This window comes from Spiroplasma endosymbiont of Amphimallon solstitiale (assembly GCF_964030965.1).
In the GTDB taxonomy this organism is placed as follows: Bacteria; Bacillota_I; Bacilli_A; order Mycoplasmatales; family VBWQ01; genus Spiroplasma_E.
The window spans coordinates 1,762,588-1,787,672 of the sequence record NZ_OZ034999.1 but is presented as its reverse complement, the minus strand read 5'-3'; the positions used below and the strand labels follow the sequence as shown (position 1 = coordinate 1,787,672).

General features: G+C 27.0%; 23 protein-coding genes and 3 rRNA genes. 17 read left to right on the top strand and 9 right to left on the bottom strand.

Annotation, left to right across the window (positions count from 1 at the left end):
• Positions 1–137: 137 nt before the first annotated feature.
• The 3 genes from AAHH39_RS11230 (at position 138) to rrf (ending at position 4,988) form a co-directional block, all read left to right on the top strand.
• Positions 138–1,660 (top strand): 16S ribosomal RNA (locus AAHH39_RS11230).
• Positions 1,661–1,852: 192 nt separating this feature from the next.
• Positions 1,853–4,799: ribosomal RNA gene (locus AAHH39_RS11225) — 23S ribosomal RNA — on the top strand.
• Between the two features lie 82 nt (positions 4,800–4,881).
• Positions 4,882–4,988, top strand: a 5S ribosomal RNA gene (gene rrf, locus AAHH39_RS11220).
• The 16S, 23S and 5S rRNA genes sit together here, the layout of an rRNA operon.
• A gap of 435 nt (positions 4,989–5,423) precedes the next feature.
• Here rrf and AAHH39_RS11215 read toward each other — a convergent pair.
• Together AAHH39_RS11215 and AAHH39_RS11210 are read right to left on the bottom strand one after the other, a co-directional pair.
• A complete protein-coding gene (locus tag AAHH39_RS11215; protein ID WP_342218137.1) occupies positions 5,424–5,948 on the bottom strand; it encodes a hypothetical protein in 525 nt (174 codons plus the stop codon).
• A 192-nt stretch (positions 5,949–6,140) separates the two neighbouring features.
• Positions 6,141–6,737, bottom strand: coding sequence for a UPF0236 family transposase-like protein (locus AAHH39_RS11210; protein WP_342218136.1), 597 nt, complete (start codon positions 6,735–6,737; stop codon positions 6,141–6,143).
• Positions 6,738–6,859: 122 nt separating this feature from the next.
• Here AAHH39_RS11210 and AAHH39_RS11205 point away from each other — a divergent pair, with 122 nt between their 5' ends.
• From AAHH39_RS11205 to AAHH39_RS11145, 13 genes are all read left to right on the top strand, one after another.
• Positions 6,860–7,171: a hypothetical protein gene (locus AAHH39_RS11205; RefSeq protein ID WP_342218135.1), complete on the top strand. Its 312-nt coding sequence runs from the start codon at positions 6,860–6,862 to the stop codon at positions 7,169–7,171.
• 391 nt (positions 7,172–7,562) lie between these two features.
• Complete coding sequence (locus AAHH39_RS11200) at positions 7,563–8,105, top strand: hypothetical protein (RefSeq protein WP_342218134.1); 543 nt, start codon at positions 7,563–7,565, stop codon at positions 8,103–8,105.
• Positions 8,106–8,119: 14 nt separating this feature from the next.
• Positions 8,120–9,439 (top strand): hypothetical protein, encoded by a 1,320-nt coding sequence (locus AAHH39_RS11195; RefSeq protein ID WP_342218133.1) that lies wholly within the window; start codon positions 8,120–8,122, stop codon positions 9,437–9,439.
• Between the two features lie 2 nt (positions 9,440–9,441).
• Positions 9,442–9,639 (top strand): hypothetical protein, encoded by a 198-nt coding sequence (locus AAHH39_RS11190; RefSeq protein ID WP_342218132.1) that lies wholly within the window; start codon positions 9,442–9,444, stop codon positions 9,637–9,639.
• Complete coding sequence (locus AAHH39_RS11185; protein WP_342218131.1) at positions 9,612–9,752, top strand: hypothetical protein; 141 nt, start codon at positions 9,612–9,614, stop codon at positions 9,750–9,752. The genes AAHH39_RS11190 and AAHH39_RS11185 overlap by 28 nt, the downstream gene beginning before the upstream one ends.
• Positions 9,753–9,809: 57 nt before the next feature.
• Positions 9,810–11,048, top strand: a complete 1,239-nt coding sequence (locus tag AAHH39_RS11180; protein WP_342219305.1) for an IS256 family transposase — start codon at positions 9,810–9,812, stop codon at positions 11,046–11,048.
• Positions 11,049–11,168: 120 nt separating this feature from the next.
• A complete protein-coding gene (locus tag AAHH39_RS11175; protein ID WP_342218130.1) occupies positions 11,169–11,906 on the top strand; it encodes a hypothetical protein in 738 nt (245 codons plus the stop codon).
• On the top strand, positions 11,906–12,817 hold the full coding sequence (locus AAHH39_RS11170; protein ID WP_342218129.1) for a hypothetical protein: 912 nt from the start codon (positions 11,906–11,908) through the stop codon (positions 12,815–12,817). Before AAHH39_RS11175 ends, AAHH39_RS11170 begins: the two co-directional genes overlap by 1 nt.
• Before the next feature lie 428 nt (positions 12,818–13,245).
• Entirely contained in the window at positions 13,246–13,476 is a 231-nt protein-coding gene (locus tag AAHH39_RS11165) for a hypothetical protein (RefSeq protein ID WP_342218128.1), read from the top strand.
• Between the two features lie 3 nt (positions 13,477–13,479).
• The gene (locus AAHH39_RS11160; RefSeq protein WP_342218127.1) at positions 13,480–13,812 is read left to right on the top strand and encodes a hypothetical protein; all 333 of its coding nucleotides are present in this window, start codon (positions 13,480–13,482) and stop codon (positions 13,810–13,812) included.
• A 232-nt stretch (positions 13,813–14,044) separates the two neighbouring features.
• Positions 14,045–14,269, top strand: coding sequence for a hypothetical protein (locus AAHH39_RS11155; protein WP_342218126.1), 225 nt, complete (start codon positions 14,045–14,047; stop codon positions 14,267–14,269).
• A 246-nt stretch (positions 14,270–14,515) separates the two neighbouring features.
• Positions 14,516–15,928 (top strand): hypothetical protein, encoded by a 1,413-nt coding sequence (locus tag AAHH39_RS11150; protein WP_342218124.1) that lies wholly within the window; start codon positions 14,516–14,518, stop codon positions 15,926–15,928.
• A 4-nt stretch (positions 15,929–15,932) separates the two neighbouring features.
• Positions 15,933–16,658, top strand: a complete 726-nt coding sequence (locus AAHH39_RS11145; RefSeq protein WP_342218123.1) for a hypothetical protein — start codon at positions 15,933–15,935, stop codon at positions 16,656–16,658.
• On the opposite strand, the gene AAHH39_RS11140 is transcribed toward AAHH39_RS11145, so the two are convergent.
• The 3 genes from AAHH39_RS11140 to AAHH39_RS11130 all read right to left on the bottom strand — a co-directional run bounded on the left by AAHH39_RS11140 (position 16,645) and on the right by AAHH39_RS11130 (position 20,844).
• The gene (locus tag AAHH39_RS11140; protein ID WP_342219351.1) at positions 16,645–17,883 is read right to left on the bottom strand and encodes an IS256 family transposase; all 1,239 of its coding nucleotides are present in this window, start codon (positions 17,881–17,883) and stop codon (positions 16,645–16,647) included. The genes AAHH39_RS11145 and AAHH39_RS11140 overlap by 14 nt on opposite strands.
• Before the next feature lie 591 nt (positions 17,884–18,474).
• Positions 18,475–19,341, bottom strand: coding sequence for a hypothetical protein (locus AAHH39_RS11135; protein WP_342218122.1), 867 nt, complete (start codon positions 19,339–19,341; stop codon positions 18,475–18,477).
• A 390-nt stretch (positions 19,342–19,731) separates the two neighbouring features.
• A complete protein-coding gene (locus tag AAHH39_RS11130; protein WP_342218121.1) occupies positions 19,732–20,844 on the bottom strand; it encodes a hypothetical protein in 1,113 nt (370 codons plus the stop codon).
• 198 nt (positions 20,845–21,042) lie between these two features.
• Here AAHH39_RS11130 and AAHH39_RS11125 point away from each other — a divergent pair, with 198 nt between their 5' ends.
• Positions 21,043–22,002, top strand: a complete 960-nt coding sequence (locus tag AAHH39_RS11125) for a transposase-like zinc-binding domain-containing protein (protein WP_342217913.1) — start codon at positions 21,043–21,045, stop codon at positions 22,000–22,002.
• Between the two features lie 69 nt (positions 22,003–22,071).
• On the opposite strand, the gene AAHH39_RS11120 is transcribed toward AAHH39_RS11125, so the two are convergent.
• The 4 genes from AAHH39_RS11120 to AAHH39_RS11105 are packed head-to-tail and all read right to left on the bottom strand — an operon-like array spanning position 22,072 to position 24,699.
• Positions 22,072–22,746 carry a hypothetical protein gene (locus AAHH39_RS11120; protein ID WP_342218120.1) on the bottom strand — a complete coding sequence of 225 codons (675 nt, stop codon included), beginning with the start codon at positions 22,744–22,746 and terminating at the stop codon, positions 22,072–22,074.
• Positions 22,676–23,749, bottom strand: coding sequence for a hypothetical protein (locus AAHH39_RS11115; RefSeq protein ID WP_342218119.1), 1,074 nt, complete (start codon positions 23,747–23,749; stop codon positions 22,676–22,678). The genes AAHH39_RS11120 and AAHH39_RS11115 overlap by 71 nt, the downstream gene beginning before the upstream one ends.
• Positions 23,750–23,764: 15 nt before the next feature.
• Positions 23,765–24,208, bottom strand: a complete 444-nt coding sequence (locus AAHH39_RS11110) for a hypothetical protein (protein ID WP_342218118.1) — start codon at positions 24,206–24,208, stop codon at positions 23,765–23,767.
• Between the two features lie 2 nt (positions 24,209–24,210).
• Complete coding sequence (locus AAHH39_RS11105) at positions 24,211–24,699, bottom strand: hypothetical protein (protein WP_342218117.1); 489 nt, start codon at positions 24,697–24,699, stop codon at positions 24,211–24,213.
• Between the last annotated feature and the right edge of the window lie 386 nt (positions 24,700–25,085).

Below are 25,085 nucleotides of genomic sequence, written 5' to 3'. Positions count from 1 at the left end.
GATACTTATTGTGCCCGAAAATAAATGGGTTACAAACTAGAAAAAACGATCTTTGAAAACTAAATAGAACAAGAATTAATCCATCAATTTTTATTAAAAATTAAATAAGTCAGACATCATCTTTTAACAAAAACAATTTTATTGAGAGTTTGATCCTGGCTCAGGATTAACGCTGGCGGCATGCCTAATACATGCAAGTCGAACGAAAGTAGCAATACTTTAGTGGCGAACGGGTGAGTAACACGTATCTAACCTACCATTTAGTGGGGAATAACTGTTGGAAACGACAGCTAATACCGCATATGTTATTTATTTGCAATGATAAATAATGAAAGGAGCATTTGCTTCGCTAATTGATGGGGATGCGGCGCATTAACTAGTTGGTAAGGTAATGGCTTACCAAGGTAACGATGCGTAGCCGATCTGAGAGGATGAACGGCCACATTGGGACTGAGACACGGCCCAAACTTCTACGGAAGGCAGCAGTAGGGAATTTTTCACAATGGGCGAAAGCCTGATGGAGCAATGCCGCGTGACTGATGAAGGTCTTCGGATTGTAAAGGTCTGTTGTAAGGGAAGAAGTGCTAGAATAGGAAATGATTTTAGTATCGACCATACCTTACCAGAAAGCCACGGCTAACTATGTGCCAGCAGCCGCGGTAATACATAGGTGGCAAGCGTTATCCGGATTTATTGGGCGTAAAGCGTGCGTAGACGGTTTTGCAAGTCTGAGGTTAAATTTAGGGGCTCAACCCCTAACCGCCTTGGAAACTACATTACTAGAGTATAAGGAGAGGTTAGTGGAATTTCATGTGTAGCGGTGGAATGCGTAGATATATGAAGGAACACCAGTGGCGAAGGCGGCTAACTGGCCTATTACTGACGTTGTGGCACGAAAGCGTGGGGAGCAAATAGGATTAGATACCCTAGTAGTCCACGCCGTAAACGATGAGTACTAAGTGTTGCCATGAGGCAGTGCTGTAGCTAACGCATTAAGTACTCCGCCTGAGTAGTATGCTCGCAAGAGTGAAACTCAAAGGAATTGACGGGGACCCGCACAAGCGGTGGAGCATGTGGTTTAATTCGAAGCAACGCGAAGAACCTTACCAGGTCTTGACATACCTTGCAAAGCTATAGAGATATACTAGAGGTTAACAAGGATACAGGTGGTGCATGGTTGTCGTCAGTTCGTGTCGTGAGATGTTTGGTTAAGTTCAGCAACGAACGCAACCCTTGTCCTTAGTTGCCAGCATTAAGTTGGGGACTCTAAGGAGACTGCTAGTGTAAGCTAGAGGAAGGTGGGGACGACGTCAAATCATCATGCCCCTTATGACCTGGGCTACACACGTGCTACAATGGCTGATACAAAGAGTCGCTAAACCGCGAGGTCAAGCAAATCTCAAAAAGTCAGTCTCAGTCCGGATTGAAGTCTGCAACTCGACTTCATGAAGTCGGAATCGCTAGTAATCGCGAATCAGCAATGTCGCGGTGAATACGTTCTCGGGTCTTGTACACACCGCCCGTCAAACCACGAGAGTTGGCAATGCCAGAAGTCGGTGTCCTAACCGCAAGGAGGGAGCTGCCAAAGGCAGGGTTGATGATTGGGGTTAAGTCGTAACAAGGTATCCCTACCGGAAGGTGGGGATGGATCACCTCCTTTCTATGGAGTTTAGTTTCTAATAAGAAACCAAGACAACAAGAAAAATTAGATGGATGATTTATTGGATTACTTCTTTTGTTCTGTTTAGTTTTCAGGGATTGTTTTCTCTGAGTAATTGTTCTTTAAAAACTGGATAATAGACATCTTTTAAAAAAAATAAGATAATTTTTATCTTGCAATAGGATATTCTAAAAATAAATTATTAAGAGCGTATGGTGGATGCCTTGGAATTGGAAGACGATGAAGGACGCGATTACCTGCGATAAGCTTCGGGGAGCTGGAAATAAGCTTTGATCCGGAGATGTCCGAATGGGGAAACCCACTATCTTTAATCAGATAGTACTGTACAATGAATTCATAGTTGTACAGAGTGATACCTAGAGAATTGAAACATCTTAGTACCTAGAGGAAAAGAAAGCGAATGCGATTCCCTTAGTAGCGGCGAGCGAAAAGGGAGCAGCCTAAACCAGTCGTCAGACTGGGGTTATAGGACTGTCTATTAGGTTCGACCTATGAAGAGTTACAAAATTTATATATAGCAGAAGTTGTTGGGAAGCAACGCCATAGATGGTGAAAGCCCAGTATGCGAAATGTATAAATCTCTTGACAGTATCCTGAGTACGGCGAGAGGCACGTGGAACCTTGTCGGAATTTGCGCAGACCACTGCGTAAGGCTAAATACTAACCAATTACCGATAGTGAACCAGTACCGTGAGGGAAAGGTGAAAAGTACCCCGAGAGGGGAGTGAAATAGTTTCTGAAACCATATGCTTACAACAAGTCGGAGCCCGTTAATGGGTGACGGCGTGCCTTTTGTAGAATGAGCCGGCGAGTTACGATTACATGCAAGGTTAAGTTGAAAAGACGGAGCCGAAGTGAAAGCGAGCCTGAATAGGGCGTTTAGTATGTGGTCGTAGACCCGAAACCAGGTGATCTAGCCATGAGCAGGTTGAAGTTAATGTAACAGTTAATGGAGGACCGAACCAACGTTCGTTGAAAAGACCGTGGATGACTTGTGGCTAGCGGTGAAATTCCAATCGAACCTGGAGATAGCTGGTTCTCCCCGATATAGTTTTAGGACTAGCGTCAGAATTAGTGCAATGGAGGTAAAGCTCTGAATGTATGATGGCCCCACCTCGGGGTACTGAATGCAATTAAACTGCGAATGCCATTGTTACATATCTGGCAGTCAGTCTATGGGTGATAAGGTCCATGGACGTGAGGGAAACAGCCCAGATCATCAGCTAAGGTCCCCAAATCAATGCTAAGTGGAAAACGATGTGGAATTGTTCAGACAGCTAGGAGGTTGGCTTAGAAGCAGCCATCCTTTAAAGAGTGCGTAACAGCTCACTAGTCTAATGATTCTGCGCGGAAAATGTACCGGGGCTAAGCATTGTACCGAAGCTATGGGTCTATATATATATATATGTTTACATATATTGTGGGCGGTAGGGGAGCGTTCTAATCTGCGACGAAGTTAGACCGGAAGGACTAGTGGAGCGTTTAGAAGTGAGAATGCCGGCGTGAGTAACGATTGAAGGTGAGAATCCTTCATGCCGATTGACCAAGGTTTTCTGGGCTAGGTTCGTCCACCCAGGGTTAGTCAGGACCTAAGGCGAGGCCGAAAGGCGTAGTCGATGGATAACAGGTTGATATTCCTGTACCACCATGGTGACTGATGGAATGACGGAGAAGGCTAAAATGTCCCAGTGGTTGGTAGTGCTGGGCTAAGTACAAAGAGGGTTGTGTAGGCAAATCCGCACAGCGTTAACCTTGAAGTACGATGGGGAGTGAACGGTTCGTTTAGTAACGAAGCATTTGATGCCATACTTCCAAGAAAAGTTTCTAAAGACATCACCATGGTGCCTGTACCGAGAACGGACACACGTGGTCAAGGAGAATATCCTAAGGCAAGCGAGATAACTATAGCTAAGGAACTCTGCAAAATAACCCCGTAAGTTAGCGAGAAGGGGAGCTCATAGCAATATGAGTCGCAGTGAAGAGGTCCGGGCGACTGTTTAGCAAAAACACAGCTCTCTGCTAAGTCGTAAGACGATGTATAGGGGGTGACGCCTGCCCAGTGCTGGAAGGTTAAAGAGATTTGTTAGCGTAAGCGAAGCTTTGAACTGAAGCCCCAGTGAACGGCGGCCGTAACTATAACGGTCCTAAGGTAGCGAAATTCCTTGTCAGGTAAGTTCTGACCCGCACGAAAGGCGTAACGATCCGGACGCTGTCTCGGCTATAGACTCGGTGAAATCTTAGTACCTGTGAAGATGCAGGTTACCCGCGATTAGACGGAAAGACCCCGTGGAGCTTTACTACAACTTGATATTGAATTTTGGTGTAGTTTGTACAGCATAGGTGGGAGACGTTGATATGCAGACGCTAGTAGGCATGGAGTCACCATTGGGATACCACCCTTGCTATATTGAAATTCTAACTTGAGACCATAATCTGGTCTAAGGACAGTGTCTGGTGGGTAGTTTGACTGGGGCGGTCGCCTCCTAAAAAGTAACGGAGGCGCCCAAAGGTACCCTCAATATGAATGGAAATCATATGTAGAGCGCAAAGGTAATAAGGGTGCTTGACTGCGAGACATACAAGTCGAGCAGGAACGAAAGTTGGGCTTAGTGATCCGGCGGTGCTGTGTGGAAAGGCCGTCGCTCAACGGATAAAAGTTACCCCGGGGATAACAGGCTAATCTCTCCCAATAGTTCATATAGACGGGGAGGTTTGGCACCTCGATGTCGGCTCATCGCATCCTGGAGGTGTAGTCGCTTCCAAGGGTTGGGCTGTTCGCCCATTAAAGCGGTACGCGAGCTGGGTTCAGAACGTCGTGAGACAGTTTGGTCCCTATCTGTCGTGGGCGCAAGAAATTTGAGGAAAGCTGTTCCTAGTACGAGAGGACCAGAATGGACCTACCTCTGGTGCACCAGTTGTCACGCCAGTGGCACAGCTGGGTAGCTATGTAGGGCATGAATAAGCGCTGAAAGCATCTAAGCGCGAAGTCAGTTCCAAGATGAGATTTCTCATTCGAAAGAAGTAAGATCCCTTGAATACTACAAGGTTGATAGGTCAGGTGTGTAAGCATAGTGATATGTTCAGCTTACTGATACTAATAGATCGAGGATTTATTGAAGAATATATTCTCTATTGCAAATCAAAAGTAATCAAATTTAAAGATGTCTGTTTCTAGTTTTTAGGGAGCAATTGCTAAACTATTTGGTGTCCATGGCGGAGTGGTCACACCTGTTCCCATCTCGAACACAGCAGTTAAGCACTCCAGCGGCGAAAATACCAGCAATGGGAAAATAGCACGATGCCAAATTTTTTTATTGTTAATTTATGATTGTTTTAAATCACTTATACGCTCTGCTATTGATAAATCATTTTTTATTCATCAATAAATAGTAATAATAAATCCAATTAATGATATATAAGTTATATATTGTAGTAAACTGCAAAGTCCATAGATTAGTTTTTCTTTAGATTTGATCCAACATTAATTCCGGTGACGATTTCACCAACGGATCTAATATTAAAAATTCATGGGTGAATAAAGTTAATAGTTATAATTTAATTTTCTTTAAATAAAAGACAACTTTAAATTGTTAATTGTTAATTGTTAATTGTTAATTGTTAATTGTTAATAATATTATAACCCTAAAAAGGGTTAATGTCAAGTCTTAATATAGATTTTATTAACTTTTATAAAATAAAAATTCCTAACTATTTAGGTTTAGATTTATTAAGTTTTAAAATATTAAAGTAAAAGTTTTAACTTATTAATTCTTGCTGAATTAATTATAAGCATATTATCAAGTACTTTATCATTATAAATTTTAGCACCATATCCTTTTAAAGATTTAACAAGATGTGATACATCACTTTCAGCACAAACTCCTTGATTTCAATTTTCTTTTTGATTTATAACACCATCTTTATTATTTTTAAAATATTTATATATTTCTTCATTTACATTATTTTCTTTTAAATAATCTAATAATTGATAATATTCACCATTAACAAATAAATTATATGCATTTGTTAATTTTTTATTATCTACTTTTCTATTAATAATAAATCCTTTTTTAAGTGCTTTAAATGCATGATGTCTATCAATTACATAAGGAATATTTTCTTTTTTAGCAGTAGTTTTAATTCAAGGTGCACCATCACCAATAAATACTAAATTACTTTTATTATAAAAAAATTGTAAATCAAGAAATTCATAAATTTTATCAATTAATTCTTGTCTTTTAATTCTTTGACCATTTTTAGTTTTCATATAAGTAATTTTTTTATCTTTTAAAACGTTTCTACTTTTAGTAGATTTTTCTTTTAATTATGTAGAAAAGTATGGATGACCAAAAATTATTCATCAATTTACACTTAAAATATTATTTTTAATTAAAAATTTGTTAAAAGTAACATTATTTAGTGTAAAAATTCTCTAAAAATAACACTTTATCATGTATCATTACTTTTCTACAAAATTAAAGGATTTTTCTAAATCTTTACCTTTATTTGCACTAATTGTACGAATACGATTTTTTTGTTTTTTATTATTAAATAATGAAGATATAAAACAATCATCCATATTTATAAATAATTTTTCATTTGGTAATACTACTTTCTTTTCTTTTATTTCTTGAACATTTATTACTGCATTTTTCATTACATTAGTCATATATGTTTTAGAAAAATTACTATTTTTTAATATATCTTGAACATCAGATTGTCTTTTACCATTACCTGAATTTTTTATTATTGTATGTTCTAAACTAGTAAGTGTTCTTTTTCTTTTTTTAAGTTTTATATAATCATCTAAAGGATAATAATATTTATTAGTTTCTAATATTAAATAACCTCTACGATAAAAATTATTTATTTTACCATATTGAGTATTTGGACTTCTTGGAGCAGTTTTAACATATTTATGTTTACTTTTATCATATATATTTTGATGTCAAAAATCATCATATGCTTTTAATAGATTTGTGAAATAATTTAAACCATTATTAATAATTTGATTATCAAGTTCATCATAATTAAGTTCATTTTCTAGAAAATTCATAATATTAATCCCTTTCTAAATACATAACTTTGAGTATAACAATAATTAACTGGTGAGTGTTGGAAAATGATTTAGTTAAAATGATATAATTAATATATAAATATTGAATATAGGTGATAAATATGCCAGCAAAAAGAAAAGAATTAGGTAATTATAAAGAAAAGATACAAGAATATTTAAGAGAAAATAAAGATAATTTAAAAAAATGTACTAAACAAGAATTAAATTATATTTTAAATGTGGATAATAAATATATATTTGATTGCCGAAGAAGGTCGACAAAATGACAAAAAGATTTTCTTAAAGAATATGATAAAGCATGTCTTAAAATAGGAATTGCACGATTAAAAAATGTTACACAAGTACCTCAATATGATTGAGCTTATTTAAGAACAAATCATAGAGATATGTTCTTTAATTTTGTAGAAAAGTAATGATACATGATAAAGTGTTATTTTTAGAGAATTTTTACACTAAATAATGTTACTTTTAACAAATTTTTAATTAAAAATAATATTTTAAGTGTAAATTGATGAATAATTTTTGGTCATCCATACTTTTCTACATAATTAAAAGATATGTTTGATGATTTAATAGATAATCAAGATATAGAAGCAAATAATAGTAATATAATTATTAATATTTGTGAACCTAGAAAAATAGAAAATAATGATTAGAAACCTATAATAAATATAGGTTTTTTTCTTTATTTTAAAGGATAAAAATGATATAATATAATAAAGTGAATATGTTAAATAACATATATAAAAGTGACCTATTAACCAAGTGAATTATTAAAATTTAATAACAAGGGAGATTAAAAGTATGAGCGATTTTACTTTTGATGAAAAAGAGAATTATAGTTTAGATGATGTTAAAAGTTTACTAAAACAACATAGAAATGTAGTATATGCTGAAAGTAAAAAAGATATTGAACCTAAATTAACTAAATTAAATGAATATGAAACAAAAATAAAAGAATATGAAAATAAAATTAATAGTTTTGAAGAGCAACAATTATTTTCAAATATTAAAGATACTAAAAAAGTAAATTTAATTAAAAATTTAATGAGTACTGATAATTATAAATCTTTATCTAAACAAGAAGCATTTAATAAAATAAATGAAGATTATAAAGATTTTTTAATTGATAAAACAGAACCTATTAAACAAGAAAATAAACAACAAGATAATTCAATTAATCCTACTGATTTAATTTTACAATTACATAATAATTCATTAGACCATTTTAAAATTGCTCAAGATTTAAAAAATAAAGCAACAACACAAGGAATGACTAATAAAAAAGAATTAGAAGATTTAGTTGAAATTACTAGAAATGAAGCTTTTCAATCTATTAATAAATAGAAAGAAGTTTTATTATGGGAGCAATAAAAATACCTGAAGCATTTTTTATTAAAGGTAATAATCCAACAGAAAATGCTATTTTAAGTGTACTTGAAGCACAAGTACGTGGTGAATTAACAAGTGAAAAATCAACAATGTTTATGCGTGGAACTTGTAGTGCTACTCAAATTGGTGAAATGGCTGGTGTTGCTATAGCGATTTATAGAGCAACAGTTCGTGTACTTTGAGGTTCAACATGAGATTGAAAAAATGGAACTAAAAGACAAAAAGGTCAAGTATATACAACTAAATTAGAAATTAATAAATATTTAACAATTGATTTTGAAATTCCAGAATTTGATATTGAAAGATTTATGAAAGCACCAAAAGATATTGCAGTACAAATTGTTTCAAATTGAACAGCAAGTTTTATGAGAAATTTAGGTGAAAACTTAGAATTAATATTTTTAAATGGTATTCAAGATTATGCTATTGCTAAATCATTAGTATTACCTTTAGATTTAATTAATATGAATGCAGAACAAGCAAAAGAAGCATATTATAAAATTTGAGCAAGAAATAATAAATTAATTAAATTAGTAAATTATATTACTGTAGGAACAAATAGAGAAGATTTAATGGGAGCAACTGGAATTGATAGTAATTTAGGTTTATCAAAAGCATTTACTGTTTTAAATTATAGTCAAATTTCAGCAGATACATTAGCATATGGTAGAAGATATACAAGTTTAATTGCTGGTATGGAATTTTGAGAAAGTTTTTATTTAGAACAAGAATTTATTCATGATACTGAAAAAGCAATGCACTTAGAAAAAGATTATAGTTTAAAAAATACACATGGATTTGTAGTTAATAGATATATGTGAGGTATGCCTATTTCATTTACTAAAATAAGACAAAAATTAGATAATGATACAGATAATATTAAAATTATTGGTAAATGTTTATTTGCTTTACCAAGTGCTATTAGACCAAATTTAATGTATTTAATTAGACCAACTATGTCTACAGTTGAAGAAATTAAAGAAGCAAGAAAAAAAGATTTTTTAACTAATCCAAAAAATGAAAATGCAACTTATCAATCAACTTTATATGATGATATAAATAAATTAAATTTAGAAGATGTTATTTATTATAGAAATTTAGGAAAAATAACTATGACTGGTGCAACTCCTACTAATGATGAATTAGAAAATGCAATATTAAATGCTGGTAATAATGGTTATGAAAAAGGTAAAGCAACATTTAGTAATATTACATCAACAAATGTTACTATGACTGGTAATAATACAGATTATTATGGAGTAGTAAATTTAGAATTTACTAAAAAATAATTATGGAATATATTTATAAATATTTTGATGAAAAAGCACATATTATTATTTATTCACCAAAACCAGAAGATTTAACTAGTAGTAATGATTTAAGAGCAATTTTATTAGATGAATATCCTAAATTAAGAAATGATTATTTTATAGTAAGTGATGTACATGATAATTTTGCTATATGTGTATATGTGTTGGAAATAATATAAATTGTCAAGGAACAGTTAGAATTCAAATTAAAAAAACTAATCAATTATTAAAAGGAGAAAATAAAAATGCCAATTTGGCAATGTTTAGTAATCTGTGTAACTTACAAAAATAACTATGTTTAATTAATTCTAGTAAATATAATTAAATGACTAGAAAGAGTGAGTTACAGATGGCTAAAAAACAAAATATTAATAATAATGATCCAATATCAAAAGCAGTAGATTTATTATTAGAAAATACTGAAGATTTAACAACAGTTTTTAAAGAAGGGGGTTTATATAAAGAATTAACAAAACGTTTAGTTGAAAAAATGTTGAATTCTGAAATGCAAAATTATTTAGGATATGAAAAAAATCAACATAGTAATACTGAAAATGCTCGTAATGGTACAAGTTCAAAAAAATTAATAACTCAACAAGGTAAAATTGAGATTGATGTACCAAGAGATCGCAATAGTGATTTTACTCCTGTAATAGTTGCAAAAAGACAGCGAAGATTTGATGGTTTTGATCAACAAGTGCTTTCACTATATGCAAAAGGTATGACTCTATCTGACATTAGAATGCAGTTACAAGAGTTATATCATGGTGCTGATATTAGTGAAAGTGTTATTAGTCAAATTACTGATGATGTTATTGATGATGTCAAAACATGACAAAATCGACCATTAGAAAGCGTTTATCCGATTGTTTATTTTGATTGTATAGTAGTTAAAGTTCGACAAGATAAACGGATTATTAATAAATCAGTTTATATAGCATTAGGAGTTGATTTAGAAGGTAAAAAAGATGTTTTAGGCTTATGAATTAGTGAAAATGAAGGTGCTAAATTTTGATTAGCTAATTTCACAGAAATGAAAAATCGAGGCTTAAATGATATTTTGATTGCTTGTAGTGATAATTTAACAGGCATGTCAGAAGCAATACAAGCAGTTTATCCTAAAACAGAACATCAATTATGCATTGTTCATCAAATTCGAAATAGTTTAAAATATGTTTCATACAAACATCGAAAAACTCTAGTTACAGATTTAAAACCAATTTATAGTGCATGTAGTGAAGAACAAGCAATGCAAGCTTTAGAATCATTTGAAAGTAAATGAAATAAACAATATCCCCAAATTGCTAAATCTTGATATAAAAATTGAGAAAATTTGATGATTTTTATTAGTTATCCTGCAGAAATCAAAAGAGTAATTTATACAACAAATGCTATTGAATCTGTTAATAGTCAATTACGAAAAGTTATTAGAAACAAAAAAGCTTTTCCTAATGATATGTCAGTTTTTAAAATATTTTATTTAGCAATTGAAAATATAACAAAAAAATGAACATTGCCTATTCAAAATTGAAATACAGCAATTGCTCATTTTATGATAAAATTTGAAGACAGAATTAATCTGAACTAGTACTTTGTAAAACAAAGATACACAGATTTCTAAAAAGCCTCGCCAATTTCTGAGAATATACAATTAAATAATTATACTTTATTAAAAATCATTCGTTCTTCAATTAGTCCATTATCAGCAATGATTGGTACAAGTGCTTATTATGGTCAAGTAATTGCAAATCCAGTATTAGGTTCAATTAATAGTTTATTATTTGGTAAAAAATTAGGTTTAGATATATGAAATTTAAATCAAAGACCAAGTAATAAAACTAAATTAATTAATAGTAGTAAAAAAATATTACTAGGTTTAGGAACAATTGGTTTAGCAAATTATAGTAAGTTTACTAACTCTTCCATTAATCCTAATCCAACAGAAAGTCCAATAACTACAACAACTGTTGACCCATTTCCACCAGATTTATTATTAAGTACTACTAATACTACTAATAATCATTTAATGGATTGAGATACTTATATTTCATTAAATGCTTATGGTATTTCAAATCTTATTAATGGAATTCTAGAATTAATACCTAATAAATTTGAAGCAATAAGAAAGATTTGTAATATGGCTACTGGTGGATGTTTAATTTCAAGTGGTGTAGCAATGGGTATAAATAATGATTTTAATAATGCTTATGCAGTACCTACCATAATTGCTGGTGCTTCTGAAATTATCCATAATTTACTACCTATTGAAACTACACATGATAGAGAATTGCAAGAAACTTCATTTACAAATGAAACTGCAAGATTAATTAATGATAATAGATTTACTATTAATAGTGAAACCAGTAGTCAATATGGAACTAATATGAGTGATGTAATTTTAGATAATGCTTCATTAAATTGAGATTATAATCACATGAGTTTATAATGAACCCTTTAATTATTGAATGAATATATTATGCTTTAGCAACTAATGATATTAAATTAGCATTAATAAATGCTTTAAAAACTTATTATAAAAATCAATCATTAAAAGCAGTATTTGATAGTGAAAATATTAGTGAAAAAGAAATACATCAACCATATAGTGTTTTTAATCCAAATATACTTAAAAAATTAACAAGTATATTAAAACCAAGTGAATTATCTATATTACAAAATGAAATTAATAAATTTAAAAATCCAATAAATAGTTTTAAAAATTCTATTATGCCAACAGAAATTAGAACAGTTAAAAATTATGTAAATAAATTTGATAATTTATTTAAAGAAAATGAAGAAGAAATCCCAGATAATGCATGAGAAGTATTATCAAGTTCATGATTTAAAAAAGGAAGATTTATTGTTGATAATAAAAATTTAAAAATTGGGACTTTAACAACATTATTTCAAAGTGATAATGATAAAAGACAATTATGATATGGTCCTTATACTTATCCAGCATTTCCACAAGAAATATGAATATTAATGACACAAGCAAAAGGTAAAAATGGTTCTGGTGCTGGAACAATATTTTGAAAATTTTGAAATAGAAAATGATTACCAAGTCAATTAAGAAAATATGTTAAAAGTGAATTAGCAAAAAAAGGTAAATATTATGGTTCTCAAGATACTAGTGTAATTTATCCTAATAATATTAATGTTCAAAAAACTATGCATTTTATTAATAGATTAGAAAAAGGTTTTTTTAAATTAAAAGAATATAAAAGTTTATCAAAAAATGAAATAGGAAGTAATCAATGAAGATATGAAAGAAAACAATTATTAAAAAATTCTTTACATACAAGAAAATATATAAAAATTAAACAAAATTCTAATTTTTATAAAACATGAAAGTAGGTGGTTAAATGGAAATTCAAAAACCAGAGTGAAAAACTAGTTATTTAATTCCTTTTACTCGCGGTAGAAGAGATTATATTAAAGATAGAAAAATATTTTAATTATGTAGAAAAGTATGGATGACCAAAAATTATTCATCAATTTACACTTAAAATATTATTTTTAATTAAAAATTTGTTAAAAGTAACATTATTTAGTGTAAAAATTCTCTAAAAATAACACTTTATCATGTATCATTACTTTTCTACAAAATTAAAGGAAAAATATATGATTTTAGTTTATTAAATGATATTCAAAAATTAAGAAAAAAACAGTTAGATTCAATTAATTTATTATCATTTATATTAATATCTTTAATTATTACATTATGAAGTACATTACCACAAACAATAATATTACCTAATTGATTATCATTTACTAAATTAGGTATGGAACATGTAGATTGAAAACATAATTGAGGTAATGCTATTTGATTAACAATTATACCTAGTATTGGTGGATTTGGATTACATCATTTACCAAATAAAGCACCACCAAGAATTAAATTTATATTAAATTTAATAATTAAAATAATACCAATTTTAATATTAATTATTATTTGATATTTACCAAAAATAGAAAAAGAAATAAGAAAAATAAAAAAAGAAAAGGTGGAATAAAAAATGAATTTATCTACAACAGTAATATCAGCAGTATTAAGTGGAGCAGTTGCTAGTGGAGTAATTGTTACTATTGTTTTATTATTTTTATCAAAATTTATTAAAAAATCAAAACAATCAAATTTAGCAAAAGAATTAAAACAAGAAAAATTAATTAATTATATTACAAATAATATTAAACAAATAAATTCTCAATTACAATTAGAAACTACATCAATTGCTAAGTCTTTAGATAGTTTTAATAATGATGAAGAAAAAGAAGAATTAATTGAAAATCATATTATTAGTAAAAGAGCTTCTAGAAAAGAATTATCCTTTAATTTTGTAGAAAAGTAATGATACATGATAAAGTGTTATTTTTAGAGAATTTTTACACTAAATAATGTTACTTTTAACAAATTTTTAATTAAAAATAATATTTTAAGTGTAAATTGATGAATAATTTTTGGTCATCCATACTTTTCTACATAATTAAAAGAATTATCTGAAAAAGATAAGAAAAAAGTAACTAAAGCTAAATTTTAAAGGGTTTAAATACCCTTTATTTTACATTAAGGAGTAAATTATTATGGCTATTAAAGACCCATTAATGTTTATTACAATTGAAGAATTTAAAAATTGAAAAGGTTTTAATAAATTAGAATTTGATGATACTACAACACCAGATAATGAAATTTGATTTGCTATTTCAGTTGCAAGTAATAATATTGATTATTTAAGTGGACATTCTATTTCAAAAAAATGACCAGAAACTACATTAACAGAATTTACCTTTAATTTTGTAGAAAAGTAATGATACATGATAAAGTGTTATTTTTAGAGAATTTTTACACTAAATAATGTTACTTTTAACAAATTTTTAATTAAAAATAATATTTTAAGTGTAAATTGATGAATAATTTTTGGTCATCCATACTTTTCTACATAATTAAAAGAATTTACTGATGAAATACAAACTGCAACTGCATATTATGTTAGATTTTTATTAACAAAAGATAGTAATTATATTCGTGGTCAATCAAGTATTAGTCAAGGTGGTATGACTTATAGTGAAACTAATCCTACTGACCCTTATTTTATTGTTCCAGAAGTATTTAATTGTTTAAGAAAAATTAAAGAATATCCAAATATTACTGGATTTAATTTAGATGTTTTACCTAAAAGAAATGATTTTTTTAGTAATTTTTATAGTAATTGTGGTGAAGATAGTCCTTTAACAAGATATTTAGAAATATTAAATCTAAAAACAAATGATAAAAGAGTTAAAATATATCCAAAATATCCTAAAAATATTATTGGAACTGAATTATGATTTGATACTACTGGTATAAAATCATTTGATAATTTAACAACACTTGAATTATTTACTAAATATTTTAGTAATGATAGTTTACAGTTAGTTGATGGTAAAGAAGGTCAAGAAGAAAAAGTTATTAGTGCTATTGGTGGTGGTGAATTATTATGAGAAGTTGATAAAGATAATCCTAATTTTATTCATTCAAAAGATGATAAAGGTATTAGTGCAAATGATAAACGTATTATTGATGTTGGTATACCTACTTTTGAAACTGATGGTACAAATAAAGAATATGTTGATAATTTAATAGATAAAAAACAAAATATCAATGATGAAGATTTACAAACAGTTGCTAAACAAATTGTTCTTGCTATTAATGAAAATAAAGCAAATATTGATAAAAAACAAGATAAAGAAATATGAAAAGTAATAAGTAAAAGTAAAAATAATCGTGAATGAGATACTTTTGAAATTAATTTTAATACTGTATATAGAGTAATTATAACATTAGATAGATTACCAGTAAATCAAGCAAATATAAAGCATAAAGTAGAATTTAAAACTGGTAATTATTTAGGTGGAGATTATTTACTTGCAAAATTTAAAATTAAAGATGAAGATGTAATATTAACTTTAACTGTTAGAGAAAGTAGTTTTAATTGTAGTTTATATTTAAAAGGTGGAGATATTAATTATGGTGCTATTCTTTCATTAGAAGAATTACAAAATACAATTAAAGTTGATGTTACACCAAAATTAAAAATTAATTCAAAAAGTTTAGAAACAAATGAAGTTGAAGAAAATTGTTGAGATATTGAATTACCAGATAATCCAACACCAAGTCCAAGTGGTTCAAACTGAAAAGAAGTAGGAATAAGAGAAAAAAATAAATGAGATAATTGACAAATTACTTATGATTTTATAGTTAATAAACATTATAGAGTTTATTATTCTTGAAGTATATATAATCCAGTTTATACTATTCAAGAATTTATTATAACGGATAACAAAATTGCTGGTGTACCAATACAAACCTTTAATGATAGTGTTAATATAGTAATTTTATCAGTTCAACATGCAAAATGGATTACTATTTATACTGGAAAAGGTAATTTAAAAGGTAATGTATGAAAATTAGAAGAATTACAGGAATAATATTATGAATAAAGAATTTACTTATTTACATGAAATTAGTTATTGATTATTAAATAAAAGTGATTTTACTCATAGTGAATATAATTTAAGTGGAAGTAGATATTCAAGTAAAACATATAGTATTGCAGAAGAATTAGCAATATTAATAGCAATTTCAATTAAAGTTAATAAATTAATTGCTATATATTGTTTTAGAAAATTAAATAAAGATATTAATGAATTAACAAAAGAAATTGATGAAGCTTTAATTAATATTGGTTTTGATTATAAAGATTTTACTTTAAAATATCCAAATAAACAAGCAGATTTTCGTTTTAAAGGTTCAAAATCATTTATTAGAGTTATGGGTGTATATAGTAATAGTAATGATAGAATACCACTTAAAGGTCTTTCTCGTAGTGAAATAAAAGGTTTTGATTTAGCAATTGAATGATGTGAAGAAGCAAATGAATTTAGTCAAGCAGAATTTCAAGCAATTACATTTGCATTAGGTAATGCTAAAAAAACTATTAAAATTAGAAGTTGTAATCCAGATAATATTTATCAATATTTTATTGAATATATGAATAAAATTGTACCTTTTAATTTAAATTTAATGAAAGAAAATAATGAACAAATTAAATCAGTATTTGATAATAATATTTTTAAATTATTTCATTATTCAAATTGAAAATTGAGGCTTTTTAGAAATCTGTGTATCTTTGTTTTACAAAGTACTAGTTCAGATTAATTCTGTCTTCAAATTTTATCATAAAATGAGCAATTGCTGTATTTCAATTTTGAATAGGCAATGTTCATTTTTTTGTTATATTTTCAATTGCTAAATAAAATATTTTAAAAACTGACATATCATTAGGAAAAGCTTTTTTGTTTCTAATAACTTTTCGTAATTGACTATTAACAGATTCAATAGCATTTGTTGTATAAATTACTCTTTTGATTTCTGCAGGATAACTAATAAAAATCATCAAATTTTCTCAATTTTTATATCAAGATTTAGCAATTTGGGGATATTGTTTATTTCATTTACTTTCAAATGATTCTAAAGCTTGCATTGCTTGTTCTTCACTACATGCACTATAAATTGGTTTTAAATCTGTAACTAGAGTTTTTCGATGTTTGTATGAAACATATTTTAAACTATTTCGAATTTGATGAACAATGCATAATTGATGTTCTGTTTTAGGATAAACTGCTTGTATTGCTTCTGACATGCCTGTTAAATTATCACTACAAGCAATCAAAATATCATTTAAGCCTCGATTTTTCATTTCTGTGAAATTAGCTAATCAAAATTTAGCACCTTCATTTTCACTAATTCATAAGCCTAAAACATCTTTTTTACCTTCTAAATCAACTCCTAATGCTATATAAACTGATTTGTTAATAATCCGTTTATCTTGTCGAACTTTAACTACTATACAATCAAAATAAACAATCGGATAAACGCTTTCTAATGGTCGATTTTGTCATGTTTTGACATCATCAATAACATCATCAGTAATTTGACTAATAACACTTTCACTAATATCAGCACCATGATATAACTCTTGTAACTGCATTCTAATGTCAGATAGAGTCATACCTTTTGCATATAGTGAAAGCACTTGTTGATCAAAACCATCAAATCTTCACTGTCTTTTTGCAACTATTACAGGAGTAAAATCACTATTGCGATCTCTTGGTACATCAATCTCAATTTTACCTTGTTGAGTTATTAATTTTTTTGAACTTGTACCATTACGAGCATTTTCAGTATTACTATGTTGATTTTTTTCATATCCTAAATAATTTTGCATTTCAGAATTCAACATTTTTTCAACTAAACGTTTTGTTAATTCTTTATATAAACCCCCTTCTTTAAAAACTGTTGTTAAATCTTCAGTATTTTCTAATAATAAATCTACTGCTTTTGATATTGGATCATTATTATTAATATTTTGTTTTTTAGCCATCTGTAACTCACTCTTTCTAGTCATTTAATTATATTTACTAGAATTAATTAAACATAGTTATTTTTGTAAGTTACACAGATTACTAAACATTGCCTTTTAAAATAAAAAAAGTTACCTAAATGGTAACTTTTTAATTAGGTGCCAACCTAACAACTACATAAGTTTGAGAACTTTTTTATATCATATACTTACATAAGTAAGTGATTTAATTATACATTATTTTAAGATTGTGGGGAAATATTATTTTGTTTAGATTTTATCTTATTTTTTGTAACTTTTAAAATTACTCAACCTATAAAAAAGCCAACAGAAACCACAAACCATAAAGATAACATTTTAATTAAAAACATTCTTCCACTACTAAAATATTTAGTCATATCATCAGTAATAATACTTACATTATCATAAAATTTATCTCAATAGATTAAGGTTCCTAAATAATAAATTGATATAATTAAATAAATAAAACTAATAACTATTAATCATGTTTTTTTTCTTTAAATTTTATTTTTTTTAAAATATTTTTCATATAATAGTACTCCATAAAAACATTTATCATAAACATAAGTATTTTAACATATAAAATAATTTTTATCTTGAATTTAAAATTATTTTATAAATATTAGTTTTAATATTACTGATATATCTTTTTCCATGTGTATATATTAAATTGTTTTTTCAATCATTTATACATTCAATTTTACCTAAATTTGCTTGTAAATAAAAATTTCATTTTAGATGTTTATTATCAACAATACTCAACGCAATACATGAATTTGTTTCATAATTTTTATTTACTGTTCTTCCTAAACTTCCAAAATGTACTGATAGATTAAATTCATAACCAATTAAATTATATGGCATTGAATTATTATTACTATAAGTATAAATATATGCTAATCCATTTTCATCATTATTATCATTTGGATGTAAAAATTCTTGTTTATATTCATTAATTGTTGGATTATGATTACTTAATATTAAATCTTTTAAATCAATAGTTTTACTTATATTTTCACTTTTTGCCGGTCTAAAGGTTTCGTTTGTAGAATATACTACTAATTTATTATCATGAGAGTTTTTTATTTCTTCCTTTGTTTCAATAACATAATCGTAATAAATAGTTATTGATTTATAATATCTTTTTAAATCATTAAAAGTATTAATTAATAATGTAGGGTCTAATAATGATTTTAAATCAACTTCATAATTACCTAATTTATTTGAATTATTAGTAAGTCAAACATTAAAATTAGGTTTATATGATACCGAACTTGTATCAATTAATGATACATCATTTGCTGTCATTTCTATTTTTAAATCTGGAATAATAACAATTGATTTTGCTATATTTTGTGGACTTGGTGGTAATATTTTTGCAGGATAACTAAATGTAGTTTCTTCACTTTCTTCATATTCATCATGATTTAATTTATATAAAGTAGTTCAATCAAACATATTAGTAGATAATGAAGCAATATTATTATATCTAACTTGTGCAACTGATATTTCATTATAATCACCTTGATAAGTAAAAGGATTATCACTATAAAATGTATGTCTTTCTTCACCTTGATGTAAACTTTGAGTAACAATTGTATCAATAATATAAGCATAATTTGAACCATCAATAACTCCATTACTTGTAGGATTTCATTGACATTCAGTATCTTCATTTGTAAATGGTGAAGCAATATCTAAAAATTCTTTTAATTATGTAGAAAAGTATGGATGACCAAAAATTATTCATCAATTTACACTTAAAATATTATTTTTAATTAAAAATTTGTTAAAAGTAACATTATTTAGTGTAAAAATTCTCTAAAAATAACACTTTATCATGTATCATTACTTTTCTACAAAATTAAAGAAAAATTCTGTATCTTCTGCTAAAATATAAACTTTATTATTTTTCTTTTGTGATAAATCAACTGTACTTATTTGTTCTTTTGTAGTTAATTTTTTACCAGTTTTAACATCTCATGGATAAACACTTACTCTATCACTTAATTTCATAGTCATAGCAGTTGTTGAAACATTTGCACCTAATAATTTACCAATAGTAAAATCATTATCATTTGTAAAAGCATTTAATGGAATTAAACGACCATTACCAATAATACTTTCTAAATTACTTGTAAAAAATGCTGACATAAAGCCATTAAAATATAACATTTTTTTATATTGTTGAGCATTTTGAGTAATAACTCAACTACTTCAAATACCTAATGTTAAAGCATTTAATAATTTACCAATTAAAGGAATATCACTTAATGCAAATGGTAATCATTGTTGACTATCATAAGGCATTTGAATTAAAGGACTAAATACAACTGAATTAAAATTTAATATTGCTGACATATATTTTTGACTTATTTTTGAATAATCTACAGTTGGACTACCAATAATTAAATGAGTATCTGGGTCTTTATATTTAAAATTACTTGACATATCTACATTATAATTACCCGTTAAATTATTTATATTTCATTCACTATCTCAAAAGAATTTTGCTTCTCCTACTGATGTACCATTACTTAATCTTGCTTTATCTTTATCAAAAGAAAGCATACCTTTAAAATCTTTTGTTACAAATAAATTATCTTGAAAATTTAATGAAGTTTTTAATCATTCTGTAAAATTTTTAAAATTAGTAAATCCAGTAGGTTTAGCGTCCATAATATTATAAAATGTAGTTTCTGGATGACTACTTGTTGTTATTTTATCATTTATTCCAGCAAGTAAACCACCATTATTTTTAATATCAGTTGTAGATTTTTCATTATTACCAGCAATAAATAATCTTCTTGAAGCAAATACTTTACTTTCAAATATTTCTTCTGTTCCTTGTTGAATAGGTTCTTGTCCTTGAATTATTGGTCTTCCATAATAATAACAACTTGATAATAATTCTAATCCATAACTTTGTCTATGACTATAACGTACACCAATATCTTTCATTAAAGTACGATTTAACGTTACTTTTCCTTGTTGAATAGTTGGGAAAGCATAACCACTACCCGGGCTTGCATATTGTACAAAATCAAGTGTATTTTGACCAGTAGAAACCTTTAATTTTGTAGAAAAGTAGTGGTATTAGTAAAATTAGCAAAAATATATTTTTATATGGTATTTTTAATATTAAAGAGGTGATTTTAAATGAATAAAAATACAGTAAAAGAAATTTTAAATAATTTGTCTGATAAAGATTTTATTGAGATTTTTAGAGAAAATAAAACTAGAATTAAACAAATTGAGAAAAAAGAAAAATTTGAAGCAGTCGAACAAAAATTCAAAGAGAAAGGGATTCAATGTCCAGATTGTAGTTCTTTTTTGTGTACTAAATATGGTAGTAAAGATTATAAGCAAAGATATAAATGTAAAAGTTGTAATATTACTTTTCATGCTTTTAAAAATCATTATTTTTATTGAAGTCATTTATCTCATGATCAATGAGATTTATTGATACAAATAGCTACTTTAGGTCAATCTGCTTACATTATTTCTCAATTTATTAATACTACAAATAAAACTGCCTGATTTAATCGTCAAAAATTTATGAAATCAACACAATTAGTAAAAACACAAAATCAATTTGTAAAATTAAAAGCTAGAATTGAAATTGACGAAACTTTTATCAAAGAAATTCATAAAGGAAACTTTAAAGATCCAAATGATCCAAGAAAACAATGAATTGAAGAAAATGCTAAAGATTTAAATTGTTGTATTCAAATGGCAATTGATGAAAACCGAAATATCTATGCTCAAACAACAAATACTAAAAGATTAAATAAAAAATGAGTACAAGAAAACTTAACATCGAAACTTATCGAAGAAAATTCAATTATAGTTTGTGATATGCAAGTATTATATGATACAGTAGCTAAACAAACTAAATCCACTATCCAGCAGTTTAAATCAAAAGAAAATAAAGAATTAAATTATAAAAAATTAAGTAATGTCAGTAAAATACAATCAAGTTTAAAAGAATTTATTACTCATTACCATGGCATTGGATTTACCAATATTCAAAATTACCTCAATTTATGGAAATGAAAATATCAACACTACGGATTAACCCCTTATCAAAAATCCAATGTGTTATATTTCAGTTTGTAAAAAAAATAAATCCCAAAATTTAATAAAATCAAATTTTAAGTCAAGTTGATGACTTTTTTTATTTTACCACTACTTTTCTACAAAATTAAAAGTAGAAACTACTCTATCATTTAAACTACTAAAAGTTAAAACTTGCATACTAAATGCACCATTATAAGGACTATAATAATTTGTTACATTTGAAATATATAATAATTGTCTATCTTGATTTTTAGTACTATTACCACCAATATTTTCATTTTCATCATTAAATACAACAAAAAATTGTAAATAATCATCAATTGTAATATGTTCTTCAAACATTACTAAAGTATATTGTCTTTTTGTTTGTACTGTTTTAAATATTTGATTATTTGGTAAATTACTAAAATCAACACCACTTGTATCATCAATTAAATAAGCATTTCAATAATCTCCAATTTTATATTGTTTTGTATAAAATTCATCTTGACCAGTAACTTTATGAGTTTCTTCATTAATTTTACCTTTATTTTTTTGATATATTTTTGTACTATTTTTTCAAATACATACAACTGGAGTAGTACCAGTTAATATTAATTCATATTGTCCAAAATCACTAATTTTACTATTAATTGGTTTATAACCAGTTTCAGTTAAAGGAATTGCACCATTATTTATAATAAATGGAAATATTTTTCAATAACTACATCTTTTAATTAGCAATTGTTGTCTTTTTAATTGAAGATGTAGATGTTTCATTAATTGAATTTGTTGATGTATCATTTTCTTTTTCTCCTAATAATTTTATTTCTTCTTTATCTTCTTCCATTATTTCTTTATAATGTTTTTTTGCTTGTTGTTTTGTTACTTCATCTAATTCAGCAATAGCTTGTGTATATGATATTGTTCTATCTGCTAATCTTTGACTAATCATTTCTTGTTTTAATAATTGGTCAGTCATAGCAATAGGTAAAAATTTAAAACTATAAGGTCTATCACCAATACCATTTCATAAATTTTCATAAATTAATAACATATCAAAAAATCTATAAAAATAATATGAATAATGACTTATTTTAGTTTCTGTAGTTTCCATATCATTTTTATTATTAAATAATGATTTAGTTTTATTTTCATAATTTACACCAGAAAATTCATTATAATCATACCCTGCACCATTTCAAATATCTTTTCCTAAATCATCTTTATCTAAAATATAATTACTAGCTTTAAAATCACCTTGAATAACTTCCATACCACCAGCACCAGATTTATTATATCCAGCAGTACCAACATTAACTACAATATTTTTTTTAGGATTATCAATTATTTTTCCATGTTCAATCATATTTTTAACAGTTTCATTATCAAATGCACCAAATAAAGTAGTAACATTTAATTCTCTATCAACATTTCTTTGAGTATATGATTTATGATAATATTCAATTAAATTTCAAACTGGATAAGTATCTGGATAAGCATTTAAAGTTGTTGAATTACCATAAAAATTAACCATTGGTAAATTTGTTATTTCTAATATTGGTAAATAATTTCAAGGATTTTTAATTTCATAACTATATTTTGGTATTAAATTAGGTTTTAATTTTGTATGTGCTGTTCCTAAAATAATTTCTTTTTCATTTTTATCATCATTTTTATAAGTTTCAAATCTTATTTTTCCATTTTCAGCAATTACTCAAGTTAAAGTTGCACTATCTGCTTGTTCATTTATAAAAAAGAATTCTGCACATTGTTCTTTTAATTTTGTAGAAAAGTAATGATACATGATAAAGTGTTATTTTTAGAGAATTTTTACACTAAATAATGTTACTTTTAACAAATTTTTAATTAAAAATAATATTTTAAGTGTAAATTGATGAATAATTTTTGGTCATCCATACTTTTCTACATAATTAAAACATTGTTCTTCTTCATTATATTTAGCAACTCTACCAGCAAATGAATTAGGTAATACTTTTAAACTTGTACTATTATCTTTATAAATAATAGGCATTATATATACTTTTCCAAGTAAACTTTCTTGTATTCCAAATTTATATAATTTTTCAAATCATTTATCACTAATAATTTTATTAGTAAAATATTTTAAAATATTTTCTTTTTCACTATCAAATAATAAACCTTTACCTAATCATAATTTAGTTGATTTTTGAGCAATTCTCATAGGAATATCACTATATCATTCTCTTCTATTACAAGAAAGATATTCTAATGGATTATTCATTTTTATCACTCTCCAAATTTATTTTTATTAATTAATAATTCATTATTAATATTATTAATTAATCATTTCATTTTATGCATTGAAGCATACATTCTTGCATCTCAACAATTATCATATAAATCAAGCATTTGAGGTTCATTATTTGAATTTTCTAATTTAGATTTTGCTAATCATTGCATTTTTGATAATTCTTCATGTGTATTAGGACATCTTTTTCAATTAATACTTAATATACCTTTAATCATACAAATAGTATCTCAATCAATTCTATCTCTTAAATACATTGTAGTTTTATCTACTGGAGTAAAATATAATCAATTAATTTTTCTTTTTTCTACTTCTTTTTTTAAAATATCAATTACAGCTAATCCACCACTACCATAATCAACATAACAAGTAAATCCAAATTTCATTGCTTGAAATTTAATACTTTCATCTAAATAATAATCAATAATATTATTTGCTAATTCATATGTATCTTTAAATTTCATTATTGCATTACTATGATAAAATTCACTTTCTTGATGTATTCTTCTAGTTTTTTCATTTTCACCAATAAAACATAAAACAGCAACAGTAGGATGAGCTTGTGAACTTGTAGCAAAACCTAAATCTAAACCACCAACTATTTCATTAACATTAAAATCTAATTCAGTTTTAAGTTTATCTAAATATCTTGCAAATATAGAACCAGTTAAAACACTAGGTACACCATAATATCAACTTTGCGCTTTAATAGGATCAAGTATTTTTAATTCTTCTAAATCATTAATTTTATCTTGTTTTAAATTATGTTCATTTAATTTTCAGGCAATGTTTAGTAATCTGTGTAACTTACAAAAATAACTATGTTTAATTAATTCTAGTAAATATAATT